This window comes from Dactylosporangium sp. NPDC005555, assembly GCF_040605635.1.
In the GTDB taxonomy this organism is placed as follows: Bacteria; Actinomycetota; Actinomycetes; order Mycobacteriales; family Micromonosporaceae; genus Dactylosporangium.
The window spans coordinates 36,659-56,610 of sequence record NZ_JBEXDG010000038.1 but is presented as its reverse complement, the minus strand read 5'-3'; the positions used below and the strand labels follow the sequence as shown (position 1 = coordinate 56,610).

The following is a 19,952-nucleotide window of genomic DNA, read 5'->3' as shown; positions in this document are numbered from 1 at the left end:
CCGATCCGCGCCCTGACCCACGTCGAGGCGCAGGCCCGAGCCGCACTCATCCGGGTCGGGGGATATGTGGTCACCCTCGACGTCACCGGCCCCGCCACGTTCGTCTCCAGCACCGTCGTGGACTTCGCCTGTGCGACGCCCGGCGCCGGCACCTTCGTCGAGCTGAAGGACGCCCGGCCGGACCGGATCGTCCTCAACGGACGGCCGCTCGACCCGGCGACCCTGCAGGGCAACCGGCTGCCGCTGCCCGGGCTGCTCGCCGCCAACCGGCTCGAGGTGACGTTCACCGCGGACTACTCGCACACCGGGGAAGGGCTGCACCGGCACGTCGACCCGGAGGACGGCGAGGTGTACCTCTCCGGCCAGGCGCCCCTCGACGAGGCGCAGCGGATCTTCGCCTGCTTCGACCAGCCCGACCTGAAGGCGCCGATCACCCTCACCGTCACCGCCCCCGCACAGTGGACCGTCAGGGGCAATGCGCCGCTGGCCCAGGCCCGCGACGGGCGGTGGGAGTTCGCGCCGACGCCGCCGCTCGCGCCGTACCTCTTCACCGTGCTCGCCGGGCCGTGGCACGAACGCCGGGGCGAACATGACGGAATCCCGCTGGGCCTGCTCTGCCGGCGGTCGCTCGCGCCCCATCTGGACGCCGACGCGGCCGAGCTGTTCGCCGCGACGGCCGCGAGCTTCGACCGCTACCACGAGCTCTTCGGCGTGCGGTACCCCTTCGGCAAGTACGACCAGGCCTTCGTCCCGGACCTCGCGGGCGGCGCGGTCGAGAACCCCGGCCTGGTGACCTACCGCGAGGAGTTCCTGTTCCGAACTGGGGCCACCGACTACGAGCGGCTGCGCCGGTTCGTGGTCATGGCGCACGAGATGGCGCACATGTGGTTCGGCGACCTCGTGACCCTGCGGTGGTGGGACGACATCTGGCTCAACGAGGCGTTCGCGGAGCTGATGGGCTGGCGCGTCGCCGCCGGGACGGGCCGCTACCCGGCCGCCGCGGCGGACTTCGTGCTGTGGCGCAAGCGCTGGGGCATGCTCGCCGACCAGCGGCCCTCCACCCACCCGGTCGCCCCGTCCGGGGTCGCCGACACCACCGCCGCGTTCCTCAACTTCGACGGCATCTCCTACGCCAAGGGCGCCGCCGTGCTGCGCCAGCTGTCGGTGCTGCTCGGCGACGACGTGTTCCTCGCCGGGCTGCGCGCGTACTTCGAGCGGTTCCGCTTCGGCAACGCCACCCTCGCCGACTTCCTCGCCGTCCTCGGTTCGTCGGCCGGCGTGGACCTGACCGGCTGGGCCTCGCTCTGGCTGCGCAGCACCGGCGTCAACACCCTGCGCGCCGGGCCCGGGCCTGTCGTGCACCAGACGGGTGCGCCGCCGCGACCGCATCGCTTCCACATCGGCGTGTACGACCGGCGCGGCGCCCTCATCCACCGGGCCCCCGTCACCCTGGACGGCGATTCCGCCACGATCGGCGATCCGGGCGGTCCGGCCGCTCTGGGCGGTCTGGCGGAGGCCGGCGGGTCCGTGGCGGCCGGCGGTCTCGCCGCGGCCGGCGGGTCCGCCGGGCTGCCCGAAGGGTCGGTGCTGCTGCCGAACGACGGCGACGACACCTACGCGAAGCTGCGCCTCGACCCCGCGAGCCTCGCCGCGCTGCCGGCGGTGCTGCCCGCCATCGCGGACCCCCTCGCCCGGGCGCTGCTGTGGACGGCGGCGATGGACGCGACCCACGACGGCGAGCTGTCACCCGCGGCGTTCCTGGCGCTGCTGGAGACCGCCCTCGCCGGCGAGCCGGAGACCGCCGTGCTGGTCGAGGTCCTCGGCTTCGCCCGGGACAGCCTGGCCCGGCGCGGGCTCATCCCGTTCGGCCCCCTGGCGGCGCTCTGCGCCGCCGCGCTGTCGGCGACGAAACCCGGCAGCGGGCGGCAGTTCGCGCTCGCCACCGCCATGACCACCGTCGCCGGGCCGGGGCAGGTCGCCGTGCTCGAGGACTGGCTCGCCGACGACCCCGTGTCCGTGCTGACCGGCCTGGCGGCGCCCACCTCGCACCCGTTGCTGCCGCAGGCGGACGGGCTCGCCGGGCTCGTCGTCACCCAGGACCTGCGATGGGAGGTGCTCGGCCGGCTGGTCGCGCTCGGTGCCGCCGGCGAGCGCGACATCGCGGCCGAGGAGCGGCGCGACCCCAGCAGCCGGGGCGCCGAACACGCCGCCAGGTGCCGGGCCGCGGTCCCCGACGCGGCCGCGAAGGCCGACGCGTGGGAGCGGATCGTGCGCGACGAGCGGCCCCGGCTCGCCATGGCCGCCGCCACCGGCTTCTGGCAGCCCGGGCAGGAGCCGCTGACCGACCCGTACGTCGGCCGCTTCTTCACCGACGCGCCCGCCATGGTCGCCGGGCGCTACCAGCTGTTCGCGATGACGCTCGTCCGGCAGGCCTTCCCGCGGTACGCCCCCGGCTCCCTGCGACTCGCCGAGGATCTGCTCTCGCGGGAGGATCTCGACCCGGTCCTGCGCCGCGGGATCGGCGACGCCGCGGACGAGCTGAAAATCTTCCGCGACCTTGTCGAAGACGGCGGGCACCGTTCGACGCGTTGGTAGAAACAGCCATCCGACGATGAGGAGACTTCCGCGATGCGCTACATGCTGATGCACAAGGTCGACGACGCCGATCCCGCGGCCTGGTCGCCGACCCCTGAGTTCCTGGGCCGCATGGGCGGGTTCATGGCCGAGGTCGACAAGGCCGGCGTCCTGCTCGCCGCCGAGGGACTGGCGCCGAGCTCGGCCGGCGCGGCGGTCATCCGGGTCAAGAACGGCACGCAGACCGTCGTCGACGGCCCCTTCGCCGAGGCGAAGGAGGTCATCGCCGGCTTCGCGATCCTCCAGGTCCGCGACCACGCCGAGGCCGTCGAGTGGGCGCAGCGCTTCGGCGCCCTGTTCGAGGACATCGAGGTCGAGATCGAGGTCCGGCGGGTCCCGGACCACAACTGAGTCTTCGGTGCGCGCCCGGCATCCGCCGGGCGCTACCTTGGCTTCGTGACGCGAGCTGACACGCATCAGGCGATCGAGGCCGTCTGGCGGATCGAGGCGGCCAGGGTCATCGCCGGGGTCGCGCGCATGGTCGGTGACGTCGGCCTCGCCGAGGAGCTGGCCCAGGACGCCCTCCTGGCCGCGCTGGAGCAGTGGCCGGCCGAGGGCGTGCCGCGCAACCCCGGCGCCTGGCTGATGACGACCGCGAAGCGCCGCGCGATCGACCAGATCAGGCGCCGGGAGCGCTTCGAGGCGCGCATGCCGGACCTGCTGCGGCCCGACACCGTCGACGGCGGGTTCGACGCGGTGCTCGAGGACACCATCGAGGACGACCTGCTGCGGCTCGTCTTCACCGCCTGCCATCCGGTGCTCGCCCCGGAGGCCCGGGTGGCGCTGACCCTGCGGATGCTGGGCGGGCTGTCCACCGACGAGATCGCCCGCGCGTTCCTCGTGCCCGGCGCGACCGTCGGCCAGCGGATCAGCCGGGCGAAGAAGACCCTGGCCGACGCGAAGGTGCCGTTCGAGCTGCCCACCGGCGCGGCCCGCAGCGAGCGCCTCGACTCGGTGCTCGAAGTCATCTACCTCATCTTCAACGAGGGCTACTCGGCCACCGCCGGCGACGACTGGATGCGGCCCGCGCTCTGCGAGGAGGCGATGCGCGCCGGTCGGGTCCTCGCCGGCCTCATGCCCGCCGAGCCGGAGGTGCACGGCCTCGTCGCCCTCATGGAGATCCAGGCGTCCCGCTCCGCCGCCCGCACCGGCCCGTCCGGCGAGCCGATCGTCCTGCTGGAGCAGGACCGGTCGCGCTGGGACCGGCTCCTCATCCGCCGAGGCCTCGCCGCCCTGGACAGGGCCGAGGAGCTCGGCGGCGGCACGTACACACTGCAGGCCGCCATCGCCGCCTGCCACGCCCGCGCCGCGACCGCCGGGGACACCGACTGGCACCGCATCGCCGCCCTCTACGCGTCTCACCCGCCGTCGCCGATCGTCGAGCTCAACCGGGCGGTCGCGGTGAGCATGGCCGACGGCCCCGCGGCCGGGCTGGCCGTGCTGGACCCGCTGCTGGAGGAGCCGTCGCTGCGGGCGTACCACCTGCTGCCCACGGTCCGCGGGGACTTCCTGGCGAAGCTCGGCCGCCGCGACGAGGCCCGTGCCGAGTTCGAGCGGGCCGCGACGATGACCCGCAACGAGCGCGAGCGCGCCCTGCTGCTGGACCGCGCCGCCGCCCTCTGACGGCGCTGGCCGACCGGGACCACGGCCTCGATCAGGCGGAGCAGCTCGGCGCGGATGTCGAGGCGGGCGTACGCGTCCCGCAGCCGCCCGCGCCGAGAGCGCACGACGGCTCGGTCAGCACCCGCCGAACCGCGGCGGCTCGGCGACCTGCCGCGGGACCGGGTCGGCAGCACGAGGGGGCCGGCACCGTGGTTCGGTGCCGGCCCTGTCGCATACCTAACTCACGAGCAGCGGCCGAGGTCTTCCCAGTTGGCGGTCCAACCCGGCTCCGAACCCTGTGTCCACCACTTGGCGCGCCACAGGTGCTTGCCCTGGCCCGAAGCGGGGCCGTTGGGGTCGCCGAGCTTGCTCTTCTCGTGCTTGACCGTCTGGCCCGTGGTGTACGTCGCGCTGATCGACCACTCGGGAGCGGTCGTGCAGCTGGTGGCCGGCGGCGTGGAGGTGGACGGTGACGGCGAAGCGGACGGCGACCTCGACGGGGTGGGTGACGTGGAGCCCGAGGGCGTCACGCACGGACCGGCCGAGTCGACGGTGTCGGTGAACGTGCTGCCCGCCGAGCGGTACGCGCCCGCCTGGGTGGTCACCTGTGAGGGGGTGAGCACCTGGTTCTTGGCGAACAGGACCCAGTCGACCTGCTGGATGTAGGTCGACAGACCGCCGGTGTGCGCCGCCGTGTCGATGAACCAGAGGTTCCAGTTGATGGTCATCGTCTGGCGGGGGTAGAACTTGCCGGAGTGATCGCCCATCTGCACGCCGTCGATGTAGTAGATGACGTGCCCGTTCGCGACGGTGACCACCAGGTCGTGCCACCCGTCGAAGCTGCGCCGCTGCTCCGAGTGGACGTTGTCGGCGAACCAGGGTTCGTTGCGGTAGGTGTACCAGGTCGTCTGGTAGTTGATCGGCCCGGTCTCGCCCCAGCCGCCGTTCGGCAGGTACTCCGAGATGTCCAGCTCGCTGTAGGTGGGGTCGAGGTCACCGTTGAGCGGGCTGATGGTGAAGAACGTCTCGTTGATGTGGTCCCCGTCGTTGCCGCTGACGGGGGTGTCGGTGAAGCGGACCCTGCTGGCGTAGGTGCCTTCCAGGTAGCGCTTCTGCGCCGAGTACAGCTCGGCCTGGTTGGTGCCGCCGCCGGTGCCGTCGGTGGACGCCTGCAGCTGCAGCACCTTCTGCCCGCCGTTGGTGGGGAAGGTGATGCTGTTGGCCGACCAGGTGGCACCGGGCACGCCGGGACCGCCGGCGTAGGTGCGCGGCACCCACCCGTGCTGGCTGAGCAGCGCGTCGGAGGACGAGCTGTAGTTGAAGTCGTCGAACAGGTAGCCGCAGTTGTTCGCCGCGGCGCTGGCGGTGCCGACGGTGGCCGCGGTCACGGCGACGGCGCCGACCCCGACGAGCAGCGCGGCGCCTGCCGCAGCCGCCAAAGATCGACGTTTACCGATGGACATGGGCACAGTCCTCCTTGAGGGGAAAGGAGTTTGACGGACCTTACTTGACCGCGCCGGCGGTCATACCGGCTCGGATGTGCCGTTGGAACGCGACGTAGGCGATGAGCACCGGCAGCATTGCGATGGTGAGACCGGCGAACAGACCGCTCCAGTCGCTGCGATATCCCTGACTGACCGACAGGGCGGCCAAACCCTGCGCCAGGACATACCGATCTGGGTCGGGGTTGAGGACCAGCGGGAGCAGGTACTGGTTCCAGAGCCCGAGAAAGTTGAAGATGCCGACGGCGACGAGACCGGGACGGGCCATGGGCAGCATGACGCGGAAGAACACCGCGCCGTGCGAGCAGCCGTCCAGGAACGCCGCCTCCGCCACCTCCGAGGGGAGTGTCTTGAAGAACGCGTGCAGGAAGAACACCGTGAAGGGCACCGCGTAGGCGGCGTAGACCAGGATCAGCCCCTGGTAGGTGCCGAGCAGGCCGAGCTGCTGCACCACGAAGAACAGCGGCACCAGGGCCAGGAACACCGGGAAGAACATGGCCGCGACGAACACGTAGTAGACGAGCCGGTTGCCGCGGAACTCGTACCGGGCCAGGGCGTAGGCGACCAGCGAGCCGAGCAGCATCGTCAGCAGCAGGGCGCCGCCCACGACGATCAGGCTGTTGAAGAAGTACCGGCCGATGTTCGCCTGGCTCCACGCCCGGGCCCAGTTGCCCCACTGCGGATCCGTGGGCAGCGACCAGGGGTCGTTGAGGATGTCGTTGTCCTTCTTGAAGGAGCTGACGATCGCCCACAGCAGCGGCAGCGCGGTGACGACCCCCCAGGCCAGCATCGCCAGGTGCACCGGGAATCGCCTCACGACGTCACCTCCGCTTCGCTCCGGCGCCGCCGTGAGTTCCACCCTGAGCCCATGATTCGTGGGCCTCCGCTCCGCTCCGGACCACTCATGACAGCTCCAGCCGGTCTTTGCGCCCCGCCCGCAGTGCGAGGACCGCGAGGGTCAGGGTGGCGAAGAACAGCGCGACCCCCATCGCGGAGGCGTAGCCGAACTTGCCGTAGGTGAAGGCGTTGCGGTACAGCGAGAGCCCGATGACCTCGGTCGCGCCGTCGGGTCCACCGGGCCCGGCGGTCATGACCTGCACGACCGCGAAGCCGTCCAGTGCCGTGATGCCCAGGTAGACGAACGCGACCTGCACCGTGTCGCGGACCAGCGGCAGCGTCACCTTGCGGAAGGTGGCCCAGCCGCCGGCGCCGTCGAGCAGCGCCGCCTCGAAGAGCTCCTTCGGGATGCCGTCGATGGCCGCGCTGAACAGCACCATGTAGAAGCCCACCGACGACCAGACCAGCACCGCCATCACCGCCGGCAGCGCCAGCCGCGGATCGCCCAGCCAGCTGCGGGCGAGGCCGGCCAGGCCCACCGCCCGCAGCGCCCCGTTGAGCAGGCCGTTGGTCGGGTTGTAGACGAACTGCCACAGCACCGCGATGACGACCAGCGACAGCAGCTGCGGGAAGAAGTACACGATCTGGTAGGCGCCCGCCCCGCGAATGGACGTCCGGCCGCTCCGCCCGCCGAGGTGCAGCATGCTGGCCAGGAACAGGCCCAGCGCGATCGTCACGAGCGGCACGCAGACGAGCATCACCGCGTTGTTGCGCACGGCGTCGAGGAAGAGGGAGTCGCCGCCGAGGCGGGCGTAGTTGCCCGCCCCGACGAAGTGCGCCTCGCCGGCCACGCCGGTCCAGTCGGTGAGCGAGAGGTAGAACGCCTGCCCGTACGGCGACAGCACGAACACGACGTGCAGCAGCAGCGCCGGCGCCAGCGCACCGATGAGGAACCGGAGCCGACCGTGTTTCATCAGCGGGTGTACTTCTTGACGGAGCTGTCCTTGGCGATCGCGTCGGCGGCCTTCTGGATGCGGTCGGCCCACTCGGCCGGCGTCGCCCGCTTGTTGATCAGCTCGCCGGTCGCGTCGTCGACGGCCTTGGCGAGCGGCGCGTACCAGGTGCGGAAGCGGAAGGTGAAGGCTTCCTTGCCGGCGGCCTTGACCGCGGCGCTGGTGGACTCGAGGCCGCTGGACAGGGTGAGCCCGTCGGTGGCGCCGACGACCGAGGGCAGCGTGCCGGCGGTCTCGGCGAAGCCGCGCGCCGACTGCTTCGAGAACAGGATCCGCAGGTACTCCAGGCCGCCGGCGACGTTCTTCGCCTTGGACGGCACGATGAACGCCTCGCTGCTCGCGGCCTGGATCGCCCCGGCGCCGAACCTGTCGGAGCCGGTGCGGGCCGGCACGGCGCCCATCACCATGTCGAAGCCCTTGGGCGCGACGTCCTTCTGCTCGGCCTCCAGCCAGGAGCCGCAGGGGATGAACGCGGCCTTGCCCTGGCACCAGGCGGCCTGCGACTCGGTGTGCGACAGCGCCTCCGAGCCGGCCATGATGTAGCCCTTCGCGGCGAGCTCGGCGAACGCCTCGGCGGCGCCCTTGAACGCGTCGGACTTCCAGGCGCCCGGCTGCAGGTTGTCCACGGCCTTGAGCAGGTCGGTGCCGCCGGTCTTCGCCGCCATGCTCAGCAGCGGGTCGTTCATGTACTCGGGGTACTTGCCCTGGTAGGTCCAGGGGGCGATGCCCGCGGCCTTGATCGTGGCGCAGAGGGCGATCATCTCGTCCCAGGTCTTCGGGTACGTCCAGCCCTTGCTCGCGAACAGCGGCCTGCTGTACCAGAGACCCCACGCGGTGTAGGTGAAGTTGAGCACCAGGGGCGCGCCGTCGAAGGTGCCGTCCTCGATGACGCCGGGCAGCAGCGTGTCCTTGACCTTGACCGCCGGGTCGTCGAACGACGGCGCTTCGAGGAGGTCGTTCAGGTTCGACAGCTGTTTCGCGCCGACCAGGGTGGCGAGGTCCAGGCGCCCGGCGCCGGTGTTGTCCACCACGTCCGGCGGGGTGTTGGCGACGAACCGCGGCTGCAGCGCCTCGCCGACCTTCTGGATGCCCTTGTGCTCGATCGTCGCCTTCGGGAACTTCTGCGTATAGAGACCCTCGGCCTTCTTGGCGTAGTCGTCGCCGTAGCCGCCTTTGAAGATGACGACCTCCAGGGGCGCGTCCTCCTTCACGCCGAGCGGGTTGGTGGCGCTCTTCGCGCCGGTCTCTGCCTTGGCGTCATTGTCCTTGCCGCTGGTCACGCACGCGCTGAGCAACGGAAGCGTGACGCCTGCCGCGGCTGCCGCGCGCAGGACGGTCCGTCTTGTCGGGTACGGTTGGACGAAGGGTGATGGGTTCATGACTGGGCCTTCTCTCCTAAGCGGTACGCCGGATGCGCCCGGCGTACCGCGCTTCGAGTGCTGCGTTGTGCTCCCGCCCGCCTGGGACGTTGTCGGACAGGTAGACCGGCGGCGTGACGCCGAGTGCCAGCAGCCGCGCCACCACTTCGGTGACGACCTGCTGGGCCAGCAGGGCCGCGGTGATCGAGGAGACGGCGCCGACGGCGCCGCCACCCGGCAGGGGCAGCGACGCGTCGCCGTAGGGTGCCCCGTTGTCGAGGACCACGTCGGCGAAGTCGCTGAGCTTCATGCCGCTCTCATGCCGCGAGTCGACGCGGGAGGAGTGCGAAAGCGACGTGATCGCGATGAGGGCGTGCCCGCGCTGCTTGACCAGCTGCGCCATCTCCACCACGGCGCCGTTGACGCCGGAGTTGGAGGCGATGACGAAGGTGTCGTCGGGCTTGACGGGGGCGAGGTCGTAGAGCCGGTGCGCGACGCTGGGCGTGCGCTCCAGCTGCGGGTCGGCGAGGACGCCGGCCCGGTCGCCGCCGTAGAGGACGATGTCGCGCAGCGCGATCCTGTTGGTCGGCACGAGCCCGCCGGCCCGGCCGGCGATCTCCATCGCCAGGGCCTCGGAGTGCCCGCAGCCGAAGGCCTGGATCACCCCGCCGGCCTGCAGCGTGGCGGTCATCAGGTCGGCGGCGTGCGCGATCCTGTCGCCCTGGGTGCTGCTGACGCGGTCGATGGCGGCGCGGACCACCTCGACGTAGTCCCCACTTCTGATGCTGGTCACAGCGGCTTTTCCCTCCGTGGTCGCTTGCGGTTGCTGTTCGTGTCGGGCACCCGGTGCGCGTCCACAGCGCGCACCGTGAGCTCCAGGGCCTCGGCGGTCCGCTCATAGGTGCGCTGCGCGACCGCCACGTAGATGAGGTCCAGGACCAGCAGTTGCGAGTGCAGTGCGGAGAGGGCCGCGACGCGGAAGGTGGTCTCGTGGACCGACGTCGTGAAGACCACGTCGGCGACCTCCGCCAGGGGTGAGCGCCCGAAGGACGTCACCGCCACCGTCAGCGCGCCGTGGTCGGCGGCCTCGGCGAGGGTCTCGATCGCCTCGCGGGTCCGGCCGGAGTGCGACAGGCCGATCGCCACGTCGCCGGGGCCGAGCAGTGCCGCGTTGGTCAGCGCGGTGTGGGTGTCCGACCGGTACCAGACGGGGACGCGGATGCGCTCCAGCCGGAACGCCATCTCCCGCCCGGCGGTGCCGCTGCTGCCCAGCCCGAAGATCTCCACCCGTCCGGCGGTCGCGATGGCGGCCGCGACGCGCTCGACGGCGGCGACGTCCAGGCCCGCGGCGGTCGCCTGGATCGCCCGGGTGTCCGCGGCCGTGATCACGTCGAGGACCCCGTCGAGAGGGTCGTCGGGCGCGATGTCGCCGCTGATGTCGGTCTCCCAGCGGGCCTGCTCGGCGCGCCCGGTCTCGGTCGCGATGGCGACCCGCAGGTTGGCGTAGCCTTTGAAGCCGAGCGTGCGGCTGAACCGGGTCACGGTCGCCGTGGACGTGCCCGACCGCTCGGCGAGGTCGACGATGCTGGCGTGCGCCGCCGTCTCGGGATCGCTGAGGATCATCTCGGCGATCTTTGCGAGGGCCTCCGGCATGGTCGGCCCCTCGATGCGCAGCCGCCCAAGCAGCCCGCCGCTCTCACCCGTCACTCCGGTCATCCTTTTCATCGTTGCGTCTTGGCGATGAAAATTACGACCACTTGAACTTCTAGTCAATAAGCATTTTCTATGTTTCGATCATCGCCATGGTGCTCATCCTCGGGGTCGATGCCGGCGGGACGGCCTCCAAAGCGGTCCTCACCTCGCCGGACGGGACGGTCCTGGGGCGCGGGACCGCGGGTCCCGGCAACCCGTCCGCTGTCGGGTCGGCGGCCGCGGTTGCGATCGGGACGGCGGTCCGGCAGGCACTCGGCCCGCACGACCCGGGTGGGGTCGTCGCGGGTGTGGTGGGGGTCGCCGGGGTCAGCATCCTCGCTGATCCCGGCGTCGCCGCCGCCTTCGCCGCCGAGTGGGCCGACATCGGCCTGACCTGCCCGGTCCCGGTCGTCGCCGACGCCGTCACAGCCTTCGCGGCGGGCAGCGGCGAGTTCGCCGCCTACTCAGCGGGCAGCGGCGGGTCCGCCGCCCTCCCGGCCGGCGGTGGCGGCGGGGCCGGGGTCACCGGCGGGGCCGGGGTGTTGCGTGGCGCGGTGCTCATCGCCGGCACCGGCGCGGTCGCGGCCCTGATCGAGGGCACGGAGGTGGTGCGCACCGCCGACGGGCTCGGCTGGCTGCTCGGCGACGAGGGCTCCGGGCTCTGGCTCGGCCTGCAGGCCGTCCGGCACGCCGCCCACCACTGGTCCTCGTCCGGGCTCGCCGTCCGGGTGGCGCTGCACGCGGGCGCCGCGAGCGCCGACGACCTCGTGCACTGGGCGCAGCGCCTGCCGTTCGGCTCGTTCGCCGCCCTCGCGCCGGTCGTGTGCGAGTTCGCCGAGGCGGGGGACCCGGCGGCGGTCGCGATCGTCGCGGCGGCCGTCGAGCGGTTGCTCGCCACGCTCGACGCCCTCGACGCTCCGGATGCGGCGGTGGTCCTGGCCGGAGGCCTCCTCACCGGTGCCACGCCGGTCCGTCGTGGGGTCCTCGCGGCGCTGGACGCGCGCGGCACCGCGGCCGGCACCGCGGCCGACCCCGCCCTCGGCGCGGCCCGGCTGGCCCTTCAGGCCTGGTCGAGCCGCACCGGGGCGTCGATCTGAAGGAACGCCCGCAGCCGGCCGGCCTCGTCCAGCACCGACGCGGCATCGGCATCCGGCAGCCGGCGGAAGGGCGACACGACCAGCGCCGCCCCGGTCACCGACCAGATGCCGGCGACGAACCCGTCGACCAGGAACGTCGGGTGCACCATCGAGTAGCCGGGGCACACCTTCGCGCGGTCCTCGTCGCTGATGATCCGGGTCCGGTCCTCGTGGCTGAGCACCAGGTTGTCGAACTCGGGCAGGAAGCGCACCGGCGGCTCCTCGTCCCCGTCGGCGACCGGCAGCCCGGGCAGGTCGAAGAGCTCCTGCCCGTGCTCGTCGCGGTGGACCCGCAGCCGGGGGCGCTCCGCCTCGACCTCGTCGCGCACCCGCTTGAGCCCCGACCAGTTCTGCAGGTCCGCGACGCTCGCCGGGCCGCACGAGGCGAGGTACCGCCGCAGCAGCGTCGACACGAGGGGCCGCTCCTCCAGCGGGCCGCCCAGCCAGTCCTCGGCGAGCGCGCAGGGCACGTGCCCGCGGCGGCGCCAGACCCCGGACGGCGGCGGGTGCACCAGGTTCTCCTGGAACTGCACGACCCACGCGAGGGCGATCCCCTTGCGGCCGGGGAAGCGCTCGCCGAGCGCCTTCGCCAGCTTCGGCCGGGTCATGACCTGGCCCCGCAGGATGTCCCGGCCGGCCGCGCCGACGTCGGCGATGTCCAGCCCGGCGAACTCGGCGGCGAACGGCGACAGCCCGCCGGTCCCCAGCCGGGACTTCAGCAGGGGGCGCAGCCAGCGGTAGTCGGCGCCGGTGGTCAGGTGCTGGGTGCGCCGCAGCAGCCCGCCGCGCACGACCCGCCGGTCGGTCAGCGCCTCGGTGAGGTCGTCGTGCCGTGCCCGGCGGGTCCTGGTCCACAGGCCGACGTAGGGCGCGTCGATCTCCTGCGCCTGCACCGCGACGAGGTGCGCGACGACCTCGTCGACCGGGCGCGGGTCCGGCTCGGCATCGGTGGTGGTCAGCAGCTGGCGCTGCAGGTAGGTGCGGTTGAGCTGCCGCCGGGTGAGGATCACGCCCGGACGCTATCGACAGTTCCGGTCAGGAGCTGTCCTGAACCCGGTGCCTGGTGATCCGGTCGAAGGCGATCGTGCCGTCCGGGTGCTCACCCGCCGGCGCGTAGCCCGCGGCCCGCAGCGCGGCGAGGGTGTCGGCGACGGACAGGACGCTGGCGTAGACCGTCGGGGCGAGCTCGGTGAGGCCGAGCTTCGCCAGGCTCCTCACCCGCGTCAGCTCGGCGAGCAGCGCCGGGTCCTCGCCGCGCAGCACGCACGCGACGGGCCGGACCCGCAGCCGCCCGTGCCGCCGGGCGAGGTCGGTGACCAGGTACTGCAGCGGCTGCGGGACCCGCCCGCCGGTCGCCGCCCCGCGCAGCGCCGCGAGGAGCTCGTCGGCGGTCGAGCCGGTGTCGAACGCCCGCCGCACCGACGCCTCGCTGAAGCGCCACGTGTGGCCGCCGCCGCGGGACTCCCGGTCGGCGGCGAGGTCGAGGAACGCCGCGAGCTGCGGCGCCGGGGCGCCGGTCGCGACCGCGGTCAGGTCGCTCTGCAGGAGCACCGTGCGCTGCGCGGCCGGGATCAGCCGCTCCAGCTCGGCGTGCAGCGCCGCGCGGCGCGGGATGCCGTCCAGGCCGGCCTCGGCGGCGAGGGCGCGGCACAGGCCCGTCGGCGCGTGCAGGGCGCCGAGCCCCATCAGCTCCAGCTCCCTCCACAGCATGACCGTGGTCGGCCGGGCCTCCTCGGTGTCCGCCCCGGTCAGCAGCGGCCGCATGTACATCTGCAGCGCGTTGATCCCTTCCAGCGACGGCAGCGCGTAGCCGTCGGGCAGGCCGTTGAGCATCGACACGAGGCTGCGGCGCAGCACGCTCACCGCCTCGTCGCGCTCGGTCCGCAGCAGCGCGGGCGCCCGCGGGTCCAGCGGGACGGCGTCCATGACCAGCCAGGCCCTGAGCAGCTCGCCGTACTGCGCGGGCGGGTCGAGCGCCAGCCAGTCGTCGTAGCTGGCCGACGGCGCGATCCGGTTGTCCGTGACGCCGATCAGGCCGGCGACCCCGGCGAGCGTGAGCCACAGCCGCATGCCGGGCTCGTCGCCGCCGATGGCCTTGCCGAGCCGGCGCAGCTCGCGGGTGCCGACCCCGCCGTCCTTCAGCATCGGCACCGGCGCCCGGCCGCACGCCTCCAGCAGGGCGGTGACGTGCGCGAGTGCGGCCCGGACCGCGGCGGCGCCGTCGCGCTCGACCATCTCGGCGCTGACCTCGACCGGCACCTGCAGCGGCGGGGCGGGGTCGAAGTCGGCCCGGAAGCCGTCGCGCAGCACGACCCCGACCTCGCTGGGCAGGGCCGCCGCCGTCATACCCACCGGGTTCCACATGAGCAGGCCGTGGTCGACGGCCCAGCGCAGCGGCGTCGGGCGGTTGACCCGCAGCGCGCCCATCTGCCGCGGGTCGAAGTAGTACGGGTCGCCTTCCGCGAGCGACAGCAGCAGGTCCTTGGTGGTCTCGGGCGCGGCGGCGAACTTCGCGCGGACCGTTGCCGCGTCGGCGAGGGCGGCGCAGATCCCGTCGAGCAGCGCCGCGCGGTGCTTGTCGACGGGCGCGTCCAGGTTGTAGGCCATGCGCTGCAACCGGTCCAGCGGCAGCTGGGCGAGCTCGATGCGGGCCGACGGGCCGAAGCCGTAGCCGCCGACGATCACCCGGTGGATCGGTGCGGTGCGGATCCAGTCGCCGTCGGGCCAGGCCAGGGCGTGCCACTCCAGCCGGCCCAGCATCATGTCCAGGTCGGCGTCGCCGGCGGCCACGCCCAGCAGCCGCGCCAGGTCGGCCCGCCGGGTCCCGGCCGCGCGCAGCGACAGCGCCTCGGCCACCTGCAGCTCCGGCAGGCTCAGCACGGCGACGGTCCCGGTGACCGTGCCCGGCTCCATCAGGACCGCCGCGAGGACGGCCGGGTCCGGCGTCTCCCTCCCGGGCAGGTGGGCCGCGGTGAGCTCCGCCAGCCGCGGCGCACCCAGCCCGGAAAGGAAGTCCAGCATCGTCCGCATGCCGGGACGTTAGCCGTGCCGCGGGTGAACGGCGAAGAACGCCCACAGCACGTCGGTCGCGTCGATCTTCGGGGCGGGGTCCTTGAGCTCGCCGGCGGTGGCGCCGAACCACACGTGTCCCGCGCCGTCGATGACATAGGTGTCCACGTCGCTGCCGCCCTTGCACGGCGTGGTCGTCCGCTGGACTGCCGGATCCAGCGGCGCCGCGGGTGACGGCGGCGGCGCGGACACCGACCCCGGCGGCGGGACCGTGACGGGTGCGTTCGCCGACGGCGGTGGCGGCACGAAGGGTTTCGCGCAGGAGGCCCGGGCGCGCCAGGTGTCCAGGCCGGTCCTGAAGGTCGTGGCCTGGGGGTCCGCGGCGCCGATGAGGGTCACCACCGAGACCGGGGCCGGGGGCCGGTAGTCCGCCGCCTCGGTGCGCCCGCCGGTGAACCCGCCGCTGACCGCGCCGATCGCGGCGAACACCCCGGGCGCCTCGACCGCGGCGCGGAAGCTCAGGTCGGCGCCGTTGGAAACCCCGGCGAGGAAGACCCGGTCCGGGTCGGCCTTCCAGCGCTCGACGAGCTGCCCGGCGACGGCCTTCACGAAGCCGATGTCGTCCTGCACCCCGCAGCAGCCGAACGCGTTGAACTGGCCGCCGACGCCCTCCGGGTACGCGACGATGAACCCCTCCTTGTCGGCCTTCGCGTCCAGGCCGGTCAGCTCCCGCATCGTGGCGCCGCTGCCGGGCTTGTGGTGCAGCGCGACGACCGCCGGCATCGGGCGGCCCGGGTCGTACGACGCGGGCACGTGCAGCTGAAACGTGCGCACCTTGTCACCGACGGTAATGGTCTGGGTGGTGTCGCCGGCGCTGGGCGCCCCGGCCGTCGTCCGCGGTGCCGGCGCCTCCCCGGTGGAGCAGCCGGCCAGCATGATCACCGTGAGCAGTGCCGATCCCCGTCTCATGCCCGGTCAGCCTAGGGGGTCGTGGTAGCGCATATCCACCGGCCCGATCGCCTTCTGTCACGGCGATCGTCGTCGATTCAGAGTATTTTCCCGGATGAATCAGACCAAACCCGGACCAGCTCCAAAATTCCTGCTCCGCAACGGCTGTCGCTCGTGCCTTGCCTGGCCATATGTTGTCGGACGTCAAGTTTCGTGAGGCAGGAGTCGTCGTGGGAAACACGCTGTTCAGGAGGGTTGCGACCGGCACGGCCGCCGCGACCGTGGCCGTCGGGCTATCGACCATGTTCGCTTCGCCCGCCAGTGCGCACGCATCGGGTGCGACCGGCTCCGCGGAGTGCGTCTCGGTCGACGGCACGTACCAGATCACCTGGAAGCTGACCAACGACTACCCCAAGGCCGTCACGCTCAGCAACGTCAAGCTGGAGCTCGACGAGCAGGCGACGACCGTCCTGTCGACCACGACGGTGCCCACGACGATCGAGGCCACCCCGAAGGGCACCAAGTTCACGGAGGTCACGTTCACCTCCCGCGTCTCCCGCCCCGCCACCAAGGTGAGGATCACGTACTCGGCGAAGTGGGCCGACGGCTACCCCGCCACGGCCGCGAGCGGCTGGGTGTCGCTGACCGGCCCGTGCCCGTCGCCGTCGCCGTCGAAGTCTCCGTCGGCCTCCCCGACGCCGTCGCCGTCGAAGTCGGTCACGCCGTCCTCGTCGCCCACGCCGTCCTCCTCGACGACACCCCCCACGCCCTCCACGTCGACCACGCCGAGCCTGCCGACGACCGGCTCCAGCACCACGCTGCCCATGGTCGGCACGGGCGCCGCCCTCGTCGTCGGCGGCATCGCCCTGGTCGCCACCCTGCGCCGCCGTCGCCGGGTGACCTTCACCGCCGAGTAGCGCCGCTTCCACCGCAGGGGAGTCCCGTCGGGGCTCCCCTGCGGTGTCCTATCCGGACAGTCGGCGGGCCTGGTCCAGCAGGTCGCCCGCCACCAGGTCGAACGGCTCCATGCTCTGCTCGGCCCGGCTCATCACCACCGCGCCCTCCGTGGACGCGATCAGCGTCGCCGCGAACCGCGCCGCCGTCCGCGGGTCCAGCCCGCCGGCCTCGAACAGTCCGCCGAGCCGCGCCCGCCAGTCGCGGAAGATCTCCGCGGCCCGGCCGAGCAGCTCACCCGGCTCCGCCGCCACGGTCACGGCCAGCACCGCACAGCCGGCGCTGAAGTGCGACCGCTCCAGCACGGTCCGCCACAGGCGCAGGACGTGCTCGGTCACCTCGACGACGCCGTGCCCCTCCAGGTCGTCGAACCCGGCGAGCATCCGCCCCGCCACCAGGTCCAGGGCCGAGGCGACGAGCTGGTCCTTGCCCTCGGGGAAGTGATGGTAGATCGAGCCGCGGGGCGCCCCGGTCGCCTTCAGCACCTCGGAGAACGACGTCGCCTGCAGGCCCTGTTTCGCCAGCAGCACCGCCGCGCCCTCCACCATCCGCCCACGGACGTCACCCGCCACCATGCGCTCCCTTGACTATGACGGTCGGCATATTCTACGTTCTATGACGACCAGCATAGTCCAGGAACGGAGCCTCGTCATGCCCATGATCGACGTCTACGCCCCAGCCGACCTCTTCCCGGCGGGCAGCGACCGCACGCTCGCGGCCAGGCTGACCGCCGCCCTGTTGCGCGCCGAGGGAGTGGCCGAGCCGGGCCCGGCGCATCTGGACAACACCGGCGCGTACCTGCACCGCATGCCCGGGGAGGCGGTCCACACCGCCGGAACCGAGGCGGCGCGCACCGTCCGGATCCAGGTCCTCACCCCGCCCGGCGCCCTGACCCGGGAGGGGCAGCGGTCGCTGGTCGCCGACGCGACCCGCATCGTCGCCGACGTCAGCGGCGACCCGACCCAGCCGGCCCGCACCTGGGTCCTGCTCACCGAGGCGGCCGAGGGCGGCTGGGGGATCGCCGGCACCGCCTTCGGCCGTGAGGAGTTCGCCGCGCTGCTCCGCTGAGGGGCGCCGCGCTCCGCGCGGCTCGGGTCAGTGTGCGAAGTAGTCCCGCAGGTGGGCGATCAGGCCGTCGCGGACGCGGAAGATCTGGACCAGGGACATGACGGTCGAGTCCGTGAACGCGGTGTCGATCTCGACGATGAAGACGCCGGGGTCGGCGGTCGGGTGCAGGACGTAGCGGGACCGTCCGAAGTCGACGGTGCGGGTGTCCTCGCTCGGCAGCGCGTACCAGGCGGCCATGCCGGCGCGGATCGCGTCGCGGCCTTCGAGGCGGCGCGGATAGGTGCCGCCGGGCAGGACGAGAGGCGCCTCGAGGATGCCGTCGGGGGTGAAGAGCGCGGCCAGGGCGTCAGGGTCGCGGCCGACGGCGCCGGCGCGGATGTAGCGCTGGAAGAGTTGGTCCATCCTCAATCGTAGCCGGGCACACGCGCGGTGTGCCCGGCTCACGGTGCGCCGGGGCGCGTCAGTGCGCGACCGGGCAGCCGCCGGTCAGTTTGCCGAGGAAGTTGTTCGGGTCGTAGTAGTGCTCGACCTCCAGCAGCTTGAGGTCGTCGGTGACCTTCGCGACGCTGATGCCGAACATTTCGATGGTCTCGCCGTTGGGCTGGTAACCGTGGTATTCACCGGTGAACGCGCCCCAGTGGCGCCACTTGAACGTGACGACCGGCGGGGGGCTCAGGACCTCCAGCACCTCCCAGTAGAAACCGGTCGGAAAGGCCTGGTGGAAAATGTGGTGGGACGACTCGAACGATTCCTGGCCCGTTTTGTAGAACGCGCTGTCGCCGATCAGGATGTTGTAGCTGCCGATGTCGGTGATGTCCTGCGCGGTCGCCCAGGGGCCGCCGTTGACGTTGGTCCGGAAGTGCTCGGTCACCATGGAGACCCAGGTCGCGGGGTCCTTCTTGTGCGAGACCTCCATCTCGAAGACCTGCACGATCCGCTCGACGATTGCTTCGAGGGAGTCGGGGGCGAATTGGTGGGTCCGCTGCTCGGGCATCACCGTGTGCGACAGGTGATAGTCGGGCGTGCCCTCGCGCCACTGTTCCGGGTCGGTCGCGTCGACGACGGCGGTGCGGCCTTGCAACCAGAGCGGGGTCTCAGTCAAGGACCTCGTCCTTTCACTGCATCGGGGAAGTGATCGACTGAGATGTTGGTGGATGTGATCGGCGGGCGTCAACCCCGTTGAGTAACGTGCGTAGATACTGAGGTAAAATCGACTAACATCAATGTGTTGATCCTGTTGCGGCGAAGTGTCGACGCAATGTTGTGGCAGGGAGACCGGCCTCCACGGCCATGGCCGTCCACGGTGCCCCGGCGGCGCGGCGGTCGGCGATGTAGGCGCGCAGGGTGTCGTACCCCAGCGCGCGGGCCACGGTGTCGCCCCTCGCGGCGGCGTGGTGCCGCTTCGCCGCGTGCGGGACGGCGTCGATGCCGTGCCGGCGCAGCGCCGTCAGGACCGCCGACCTGGTCACGCCGGCCTCGGCGGCGATCGACGCGACGCTGCGGTGCTGCTCGACGTGGGCGCTGTGCAGATACGCCCGCGTGTCCGCGAACCCGAGCCGCCGCGCCGCGGGGCCGAGCCGCTCGGGTGGATGTGCGGCGGGCGCGGCGGACGCGGACAGGTGCCGGGAGACCCAGTCCTTGTGCAGCCCGGCCTCCCGGCTCACGGCGGCCATGCTCATGCCCGAGGCGAAGCGGTCGGACAGGTAGTCGTCGAAGGTGGCATACCCGAAGCGCGCGGCGACCTCGCGGGTGAGCCGCTCGCGGTGCTGCCGGGCCCGCCGGCGGTTGCCCTCCGCGCGCGCCCGGGGGTCGACGACGGCGAGCGCGGCGAGGGTCTTCACCCGCCGCTCCACCGGGTGCCGCCGCCCGCGGGCCGCCTCCGCCGCCGCTTCGGCGAGGGCGCCGCTGCGGGACCGGGACAGGGCCCGCTGCTGCGCGTTGCGGATCGCCGGCTCGATCTTGCGGGCCAGGAGGGCGGCGGAGCGCCGCCTGCGGGTCGCCTGGCCGCTGAGCGGGTTGCCCAGCTCCAGGCCGAACGTGGCGACGTAGTCGGCCTTGCTCCAGCCGTGGACCCGGATGTGGCTGGCGACCGAGAGGAACCATCGCCCGCACAGGTGGCAGCGGACCCGCTCGCCGTCGGTGAGCATCTGGCCGATCGGCGCATGGATGTGCATTCGCCCCCCGCCCAGTAGTCACAGT

The 19,952-nt window shown here is 72.5% G+C and carries 19 protein-coding genes; 6 read left to right on the top strand and 13 right to left on the bottom strand.

The window, feature by feature from the left end:
* The first annotated feature begins 3 nt into the window (after positions 1 to 3).
* Genes ABZS58_RS33620 through ABZS58_RS33610 form a run of 3 tightly spaced genes read left to right on the top strand, consistent with a single transcriptional unit; the run spans position 4 to position 4,257 of the window.
* Positions 4 to 2,595, top strand: coding sequence for a M1 family aminopeptidase (locus ABZS58_RS33620; RefSeq protein WP_354787321.1), 2,592 nt, complete (start codon positions 4 to 6; stop codon positions 2,593 to 2,595).
* Between the two features lie 33 nt (positions 2,596 to 2,628).
* Positions 2,629 to 2,985, top strand: a complete 357-nt coding sequence (locus ABZS58_RS33615) for a YciI family protein (RefSeq protein ID WP_354787275.1) — start codon at positions 2,629 to 2,631, stop codon at positions 2,983 to 2,985.
* A 45-nt stretch (positions 2,986 to 3,030) separates the two neighbouring features.
* Positions 3,031 to 4,257, top strand: a complete 1,227-nt coding sequence (locus ABZS58_RS33610) for an RNA polymerase sigma factor (RefSeq protein WP_354787274.1) — start codon at positions 3,031 to 3,033, stop codon at positions 4,255 to 4,257.
* Between the two features lie 221 nt (positions 4,258 to 4,478).
* Here ABZS58_RS33610 and ABZS58_RS33605 read toward each other — a convergent pair whose 3' ends face one another.
* The 6 genes from ABZS58_RS33605 to ABZS58_RS33580 all read right to left on the bottom strand — a co-directional run bounded on the left by ABZS58_RS33605 (position 4,479) and on the right by ABZS58_RS33580 (position 10,599).
* Positions 4,479 to 5,699, bottom strand: a complete 1,221-nt coding sequence (locus tag ABZS58_RS33605; RefSeq protein WP_354787273.1) for a glycosyl hydrolase — start codon at positions 5,697 to 5,699, stop codon at positions 4,479 to 4,481.
* Positions 5,700 to 5,739: 40 nt separating this feature from the next.
* Positions 5,740 to 6,528, bottom strand: a complete 789-nt coding sequence (locus ABZS58_RS33600) for a carbohydrate ABC transporter permease (RefSeq protein WP_354787320.1) — start codon at positions 6,526 to 6,528, stop codon at positions 5,740 to 5,742.
* Between the two features lie 112 nt (positions 6,529 to 6,640).
* The gene (locus ABZS58_RS33595) at positions 6,641 to 7,549 is read right to left on the bottom strand and encodes a sugar ABC transporter permease (protein WP_354787272.1); all 909 of its coding nucleotides are present in this window, start codon (positions 7,547 to 7,549) and stop codon (positions 6,641 to 6,643) included.
* Positions 7,549 to 8,967, bottom strand: a complete 1,419-nt coding sequence (ngcE, locus tag ABZS58_RS33590) for an N-acetylglucosamine/diacetylchitobiose ABC transporter substrate-binding protein (protein WP_354787271.1) — start codon at positions 8,965 to 8,967, stop codon at positions 7,549 to 7,551. The genes ABZS58_RS33595 and ngcE overlap by 1 nt, the downstream gene beginning before the upstream one ends.
* A 16-nt stretch (positions 8,968 to 8,983) precedes the next feature.
* Positions 8,984 to 9,739 (bottom strand): SIS domain-containing protein, encoded by a 756-nt coding sequence (locus ABZS58_RS33585; protein WP_354787270.1) that lies wholly within the window; start codon positions 9,737 to 9,739, stop codon positions 8,984 to 8,986.
* Positions 9,736 to 10,599, bottom strand: coding sequence for a MurR/RpiR family transcriptional regulator (locus ABZS58_RS33580; RefSeq protein WP_354787319.1), 864 nt, complete (start codon positions 10,597 to 10,599; stop codon positions 9,736 to 9,738). Before ABZS58_RS33580 ends, ABZS58_RS33585 begins: the two co-directional genes overlap by 4 nt.
* Positions 10,600 to 10,748: 149 nt before the next feature.
* Here ABZS58_RS33580 and ABZS58_RS33575 point away from each other — a divergent pair, with 149 nt between their 5' ends.
* On the top strand, positions 10,749 to 11,735 hold the full coding sequence (locus ABZS58_RS33575; RefSeq protein WP_354787269.1) for a BadF/BadG/BcrA/BcrD ATPase family protein: 987 nt from the start codon (positions 10,749 to 10,751) through the stop codon (positions 11,733 to 11,735).
* Here the strand turns inward: ABZS58_RS33575 and ABZS58_RS33570 are convergent.
* The 3 genes from ABZS58_RS33570 to ABZS58_RS33560 are packed head-to-tail and all read right to left on the bottom strand — an operon-like array spanning position 11,699 to position 15,752.
* Positions 11,699 to 12,784, bottom strand: coding sequence for a winged helix DNA-binding domain-containing protein (locus ABZS58_RS33570; RefSeq protein ID WP_354787268.1), 1,086 nt, complete (start codon positions 12,782 to 12,784; stop codon positions 11,699 to 11,701). The two genes, ABZS58_RS33575 and ABZS58_RS33570, sit on opposite strands and share 37 nt — an antisense overlap.
* 25 nt (positions 12,785 to 12,809) lie before the next feature.
* Positions 12,810 to 14,804, bottom strand: coding sequence for a helicase-associated domain-containing protein (locus tag ABZS58_RS33565; protein ID WP_354787267.1), 1,995 nt, complete (start codon positions 14,802 to 14,804; stop codon positions 12,810 to 12,812).
* A gap of 9 nt (positions 14,805 to 14,813) precedes the next feature.
* A complete protein-coding gene (locus tag ABZS58_RS33560; protein ID WP_354787266.1) occupies positions 14,814 to 15,752 on the bottom strand; it encodes a PHB depolymerase family esterase in 939 nt (312 codons plus the stop codon).
* Between the two features lie 209 nt (positions 15,753 to 15,961).
* On the opposite strand from ABZS58_RS33560, the gene ABZS58_RS33555 reads away from it, so the two are divergent.
* Positions 15,962 to 16,648 (top strand): LPXTG cell wall anchor domain-containing protein, encoded by a 687-nt coding sequence (locus tag ABZS58_RS33555; RefSeq protein ID WP_354787265.1) that lies wholly within the window; start codon positions 15,962 to 15,964, stop codon positions 16,646 to 16,648.
* 48 nt (positions 16,649 to 16,696) lie between these two features.
* Here ABZS58_RS33555 and ABZS58_RS33550 read toward each other — a convergent pair whose 3' ends face one another.
* Positions 16,697 to 17,260, bottom strand: a complete 564-nt coding sequence (locus ABZS58_RS33550) for a TetR/AcrR family transcriptional regulator (RefSeq protein ID WP_354787264.1) — start codon at positions 17,258 to 17,260, stop codon at positions 16,697 to 16,699.
* 40 nt (positions 17,261 to 17,300) lie between these two features.
* On the opposite strand from ABZS58_RS33550, the gene ABZS58_RS33545 reads away from it, so the two are divergent.
* Complete coding sequence (locus tag ABZS58_RS33545) at positions 17,301 to 17,753, top strand: tautomerase family protein (RefSeq protein WP_354787263.1); 453 nt, start codon at positions 17,301 to 17,303, stop codon at positions 17,751 to 17,753.
* Positions 17,754 to 17,780: 27 nt separating this feature from the next.
* Here the strand turns inward: ABZS58_RS33545 and ABZS58_RS33540 are convergent, their stop codons facing one another.
* The 3 genes from ABZS58_RS33540 to ABZS58_RS33530 form a co-directional block, all read right to left on the bottom strand.
* Entirely contained in the window at positions 17,781 to 18,155 is a 375-nt protein-coding gene (locus tag ABZS58_RS33540; RefSeq protein WP_354787262.1) for a nuclear transport factor 2 family protein, read from the bottom strand.
* A gap of 58 nt (positions 18,156 to 18,213) precedes the next feature.
* On the bottom strand, positions 18,214 to 18,855 hold the full coding sequence (locus ABZS58_RS33535) for a SnoaL-like polyketide cyclase (RefSeq protein WP_354787261.1): 642 nt from the start codon (positions 18,853 to 18,855) through the stop codon (positions 18,214 to 18,216).
* A 118-nt stretch (positions 18,856 to 18,973) separates the two neighbouring features.
* Positions 18,974 to 19,927 carry a hypothetical protein gene (locus ABZS58_RS33530; protein WP_354787260.1) on the bottom strand — a complete coding sequence of 318 codons (954 nt, stop codon included), beginning with the start codon at positions 19,925 to 19,927 and terminating at the stop codon, positions 18,974 to 18,976.
* Positions 19,928 to 19,952: the final 25 nt, after the last annotated feature.

Bases quoted from the DNA above. Each gene is read 5' to 3' on its own strand.
- ABZS58_RS33595 (WP_354787272.1), bottom strand. From the start codon at position 7,549: ATGAAACACGGTCGGCTCCGGTTCCTCATCGGTGCGCTGGCGCCGGCG.
- ABZS58_RS33530 (WP_354787260.1), bottom strand. From the start codon at position 19,927: ATGCACATCCATGCGCCGATCGGCCAGATGCTCACCGACGGCGAGCGG.
- ABZS58_RS33600 (WP_354787320.1), bottom strand. From the start codon at position 6,528: ATGCTGGCCTGGGGGGTCGTCACCGCGCTGCCGCTGCTGTGGGCGATC.
- ABZS58_RS33565 (WP_354787267.1), bottom strand. From the start codon at position 14,804: ATGCGGACGATGCTGGACTTCCTTTCCGGGCTGGGTGCGCCGCGGCTG.
- ABZS58_RS33605 (WP_354787273.1), bottom strand. From the start codon at position 5,699: ATGTCCATCGGTAAACGTCGATCTTTGGCGGCTGCGGCAGGCGCCGCG.
- ABZS58_RS33550 (WP_354787264.1), bottom strand. From the start codon at position 17,260: ATGGTGGCGGGTGACGTCCGTGGGCGGATGGTGGAGGGCGCGGCGGTG.
- ABZS58_RS33545 (WP_354787263.1), top strand. From the start codon at position 17,301: ATGACGACCAGCATAGTCCAGGAACGGAGCCTCGTCATGCCCATGATC.
- ABZS58_RS33580 (WP_354787319.1), bottom strand. From the start codon at position 10,599: ATGCCGGAGGCCCTCGCAAAGATCGCCGAGATGATCCTCAGCGATCCC.
- ABZS58_RS33560 (WP_354787266.1), bottom strand. From the start codon at position 15,752: ATGAGACGGGGATCGGCACTGCTCACGGTGATCATGCTGGCCGGCTGC.
- ABZS58_RS33575 (WP_354787269.1), top strand. From the start codon at position 10,749: ATGGTGCTCATCCTCGGGGTCGATGCCGGCGGGACGGCCTCCAAAGCG.
- ABZS58_RS33540 (WP_354787262.1), bottom strand. From the start codon at position 18,155: ATGGACCAACTCTTCCAGCGCTACATCCGCGCCGGCGCCGTCGGCCGC.
- ngcE (WP_354787271.1), bottom strand. From the start codon at position 8,967: ATGAACCCATCACCCTTCGTCCAACCGTACCCGACAAGACGGACCGTC.
- ABZS58_RS33615 (WP_354787275.1), top strand. From the start codon at position 2,629: ATGCGCTACATGCTGATGCACAAGGTCGACGACGCCGATCCCGCGGCC.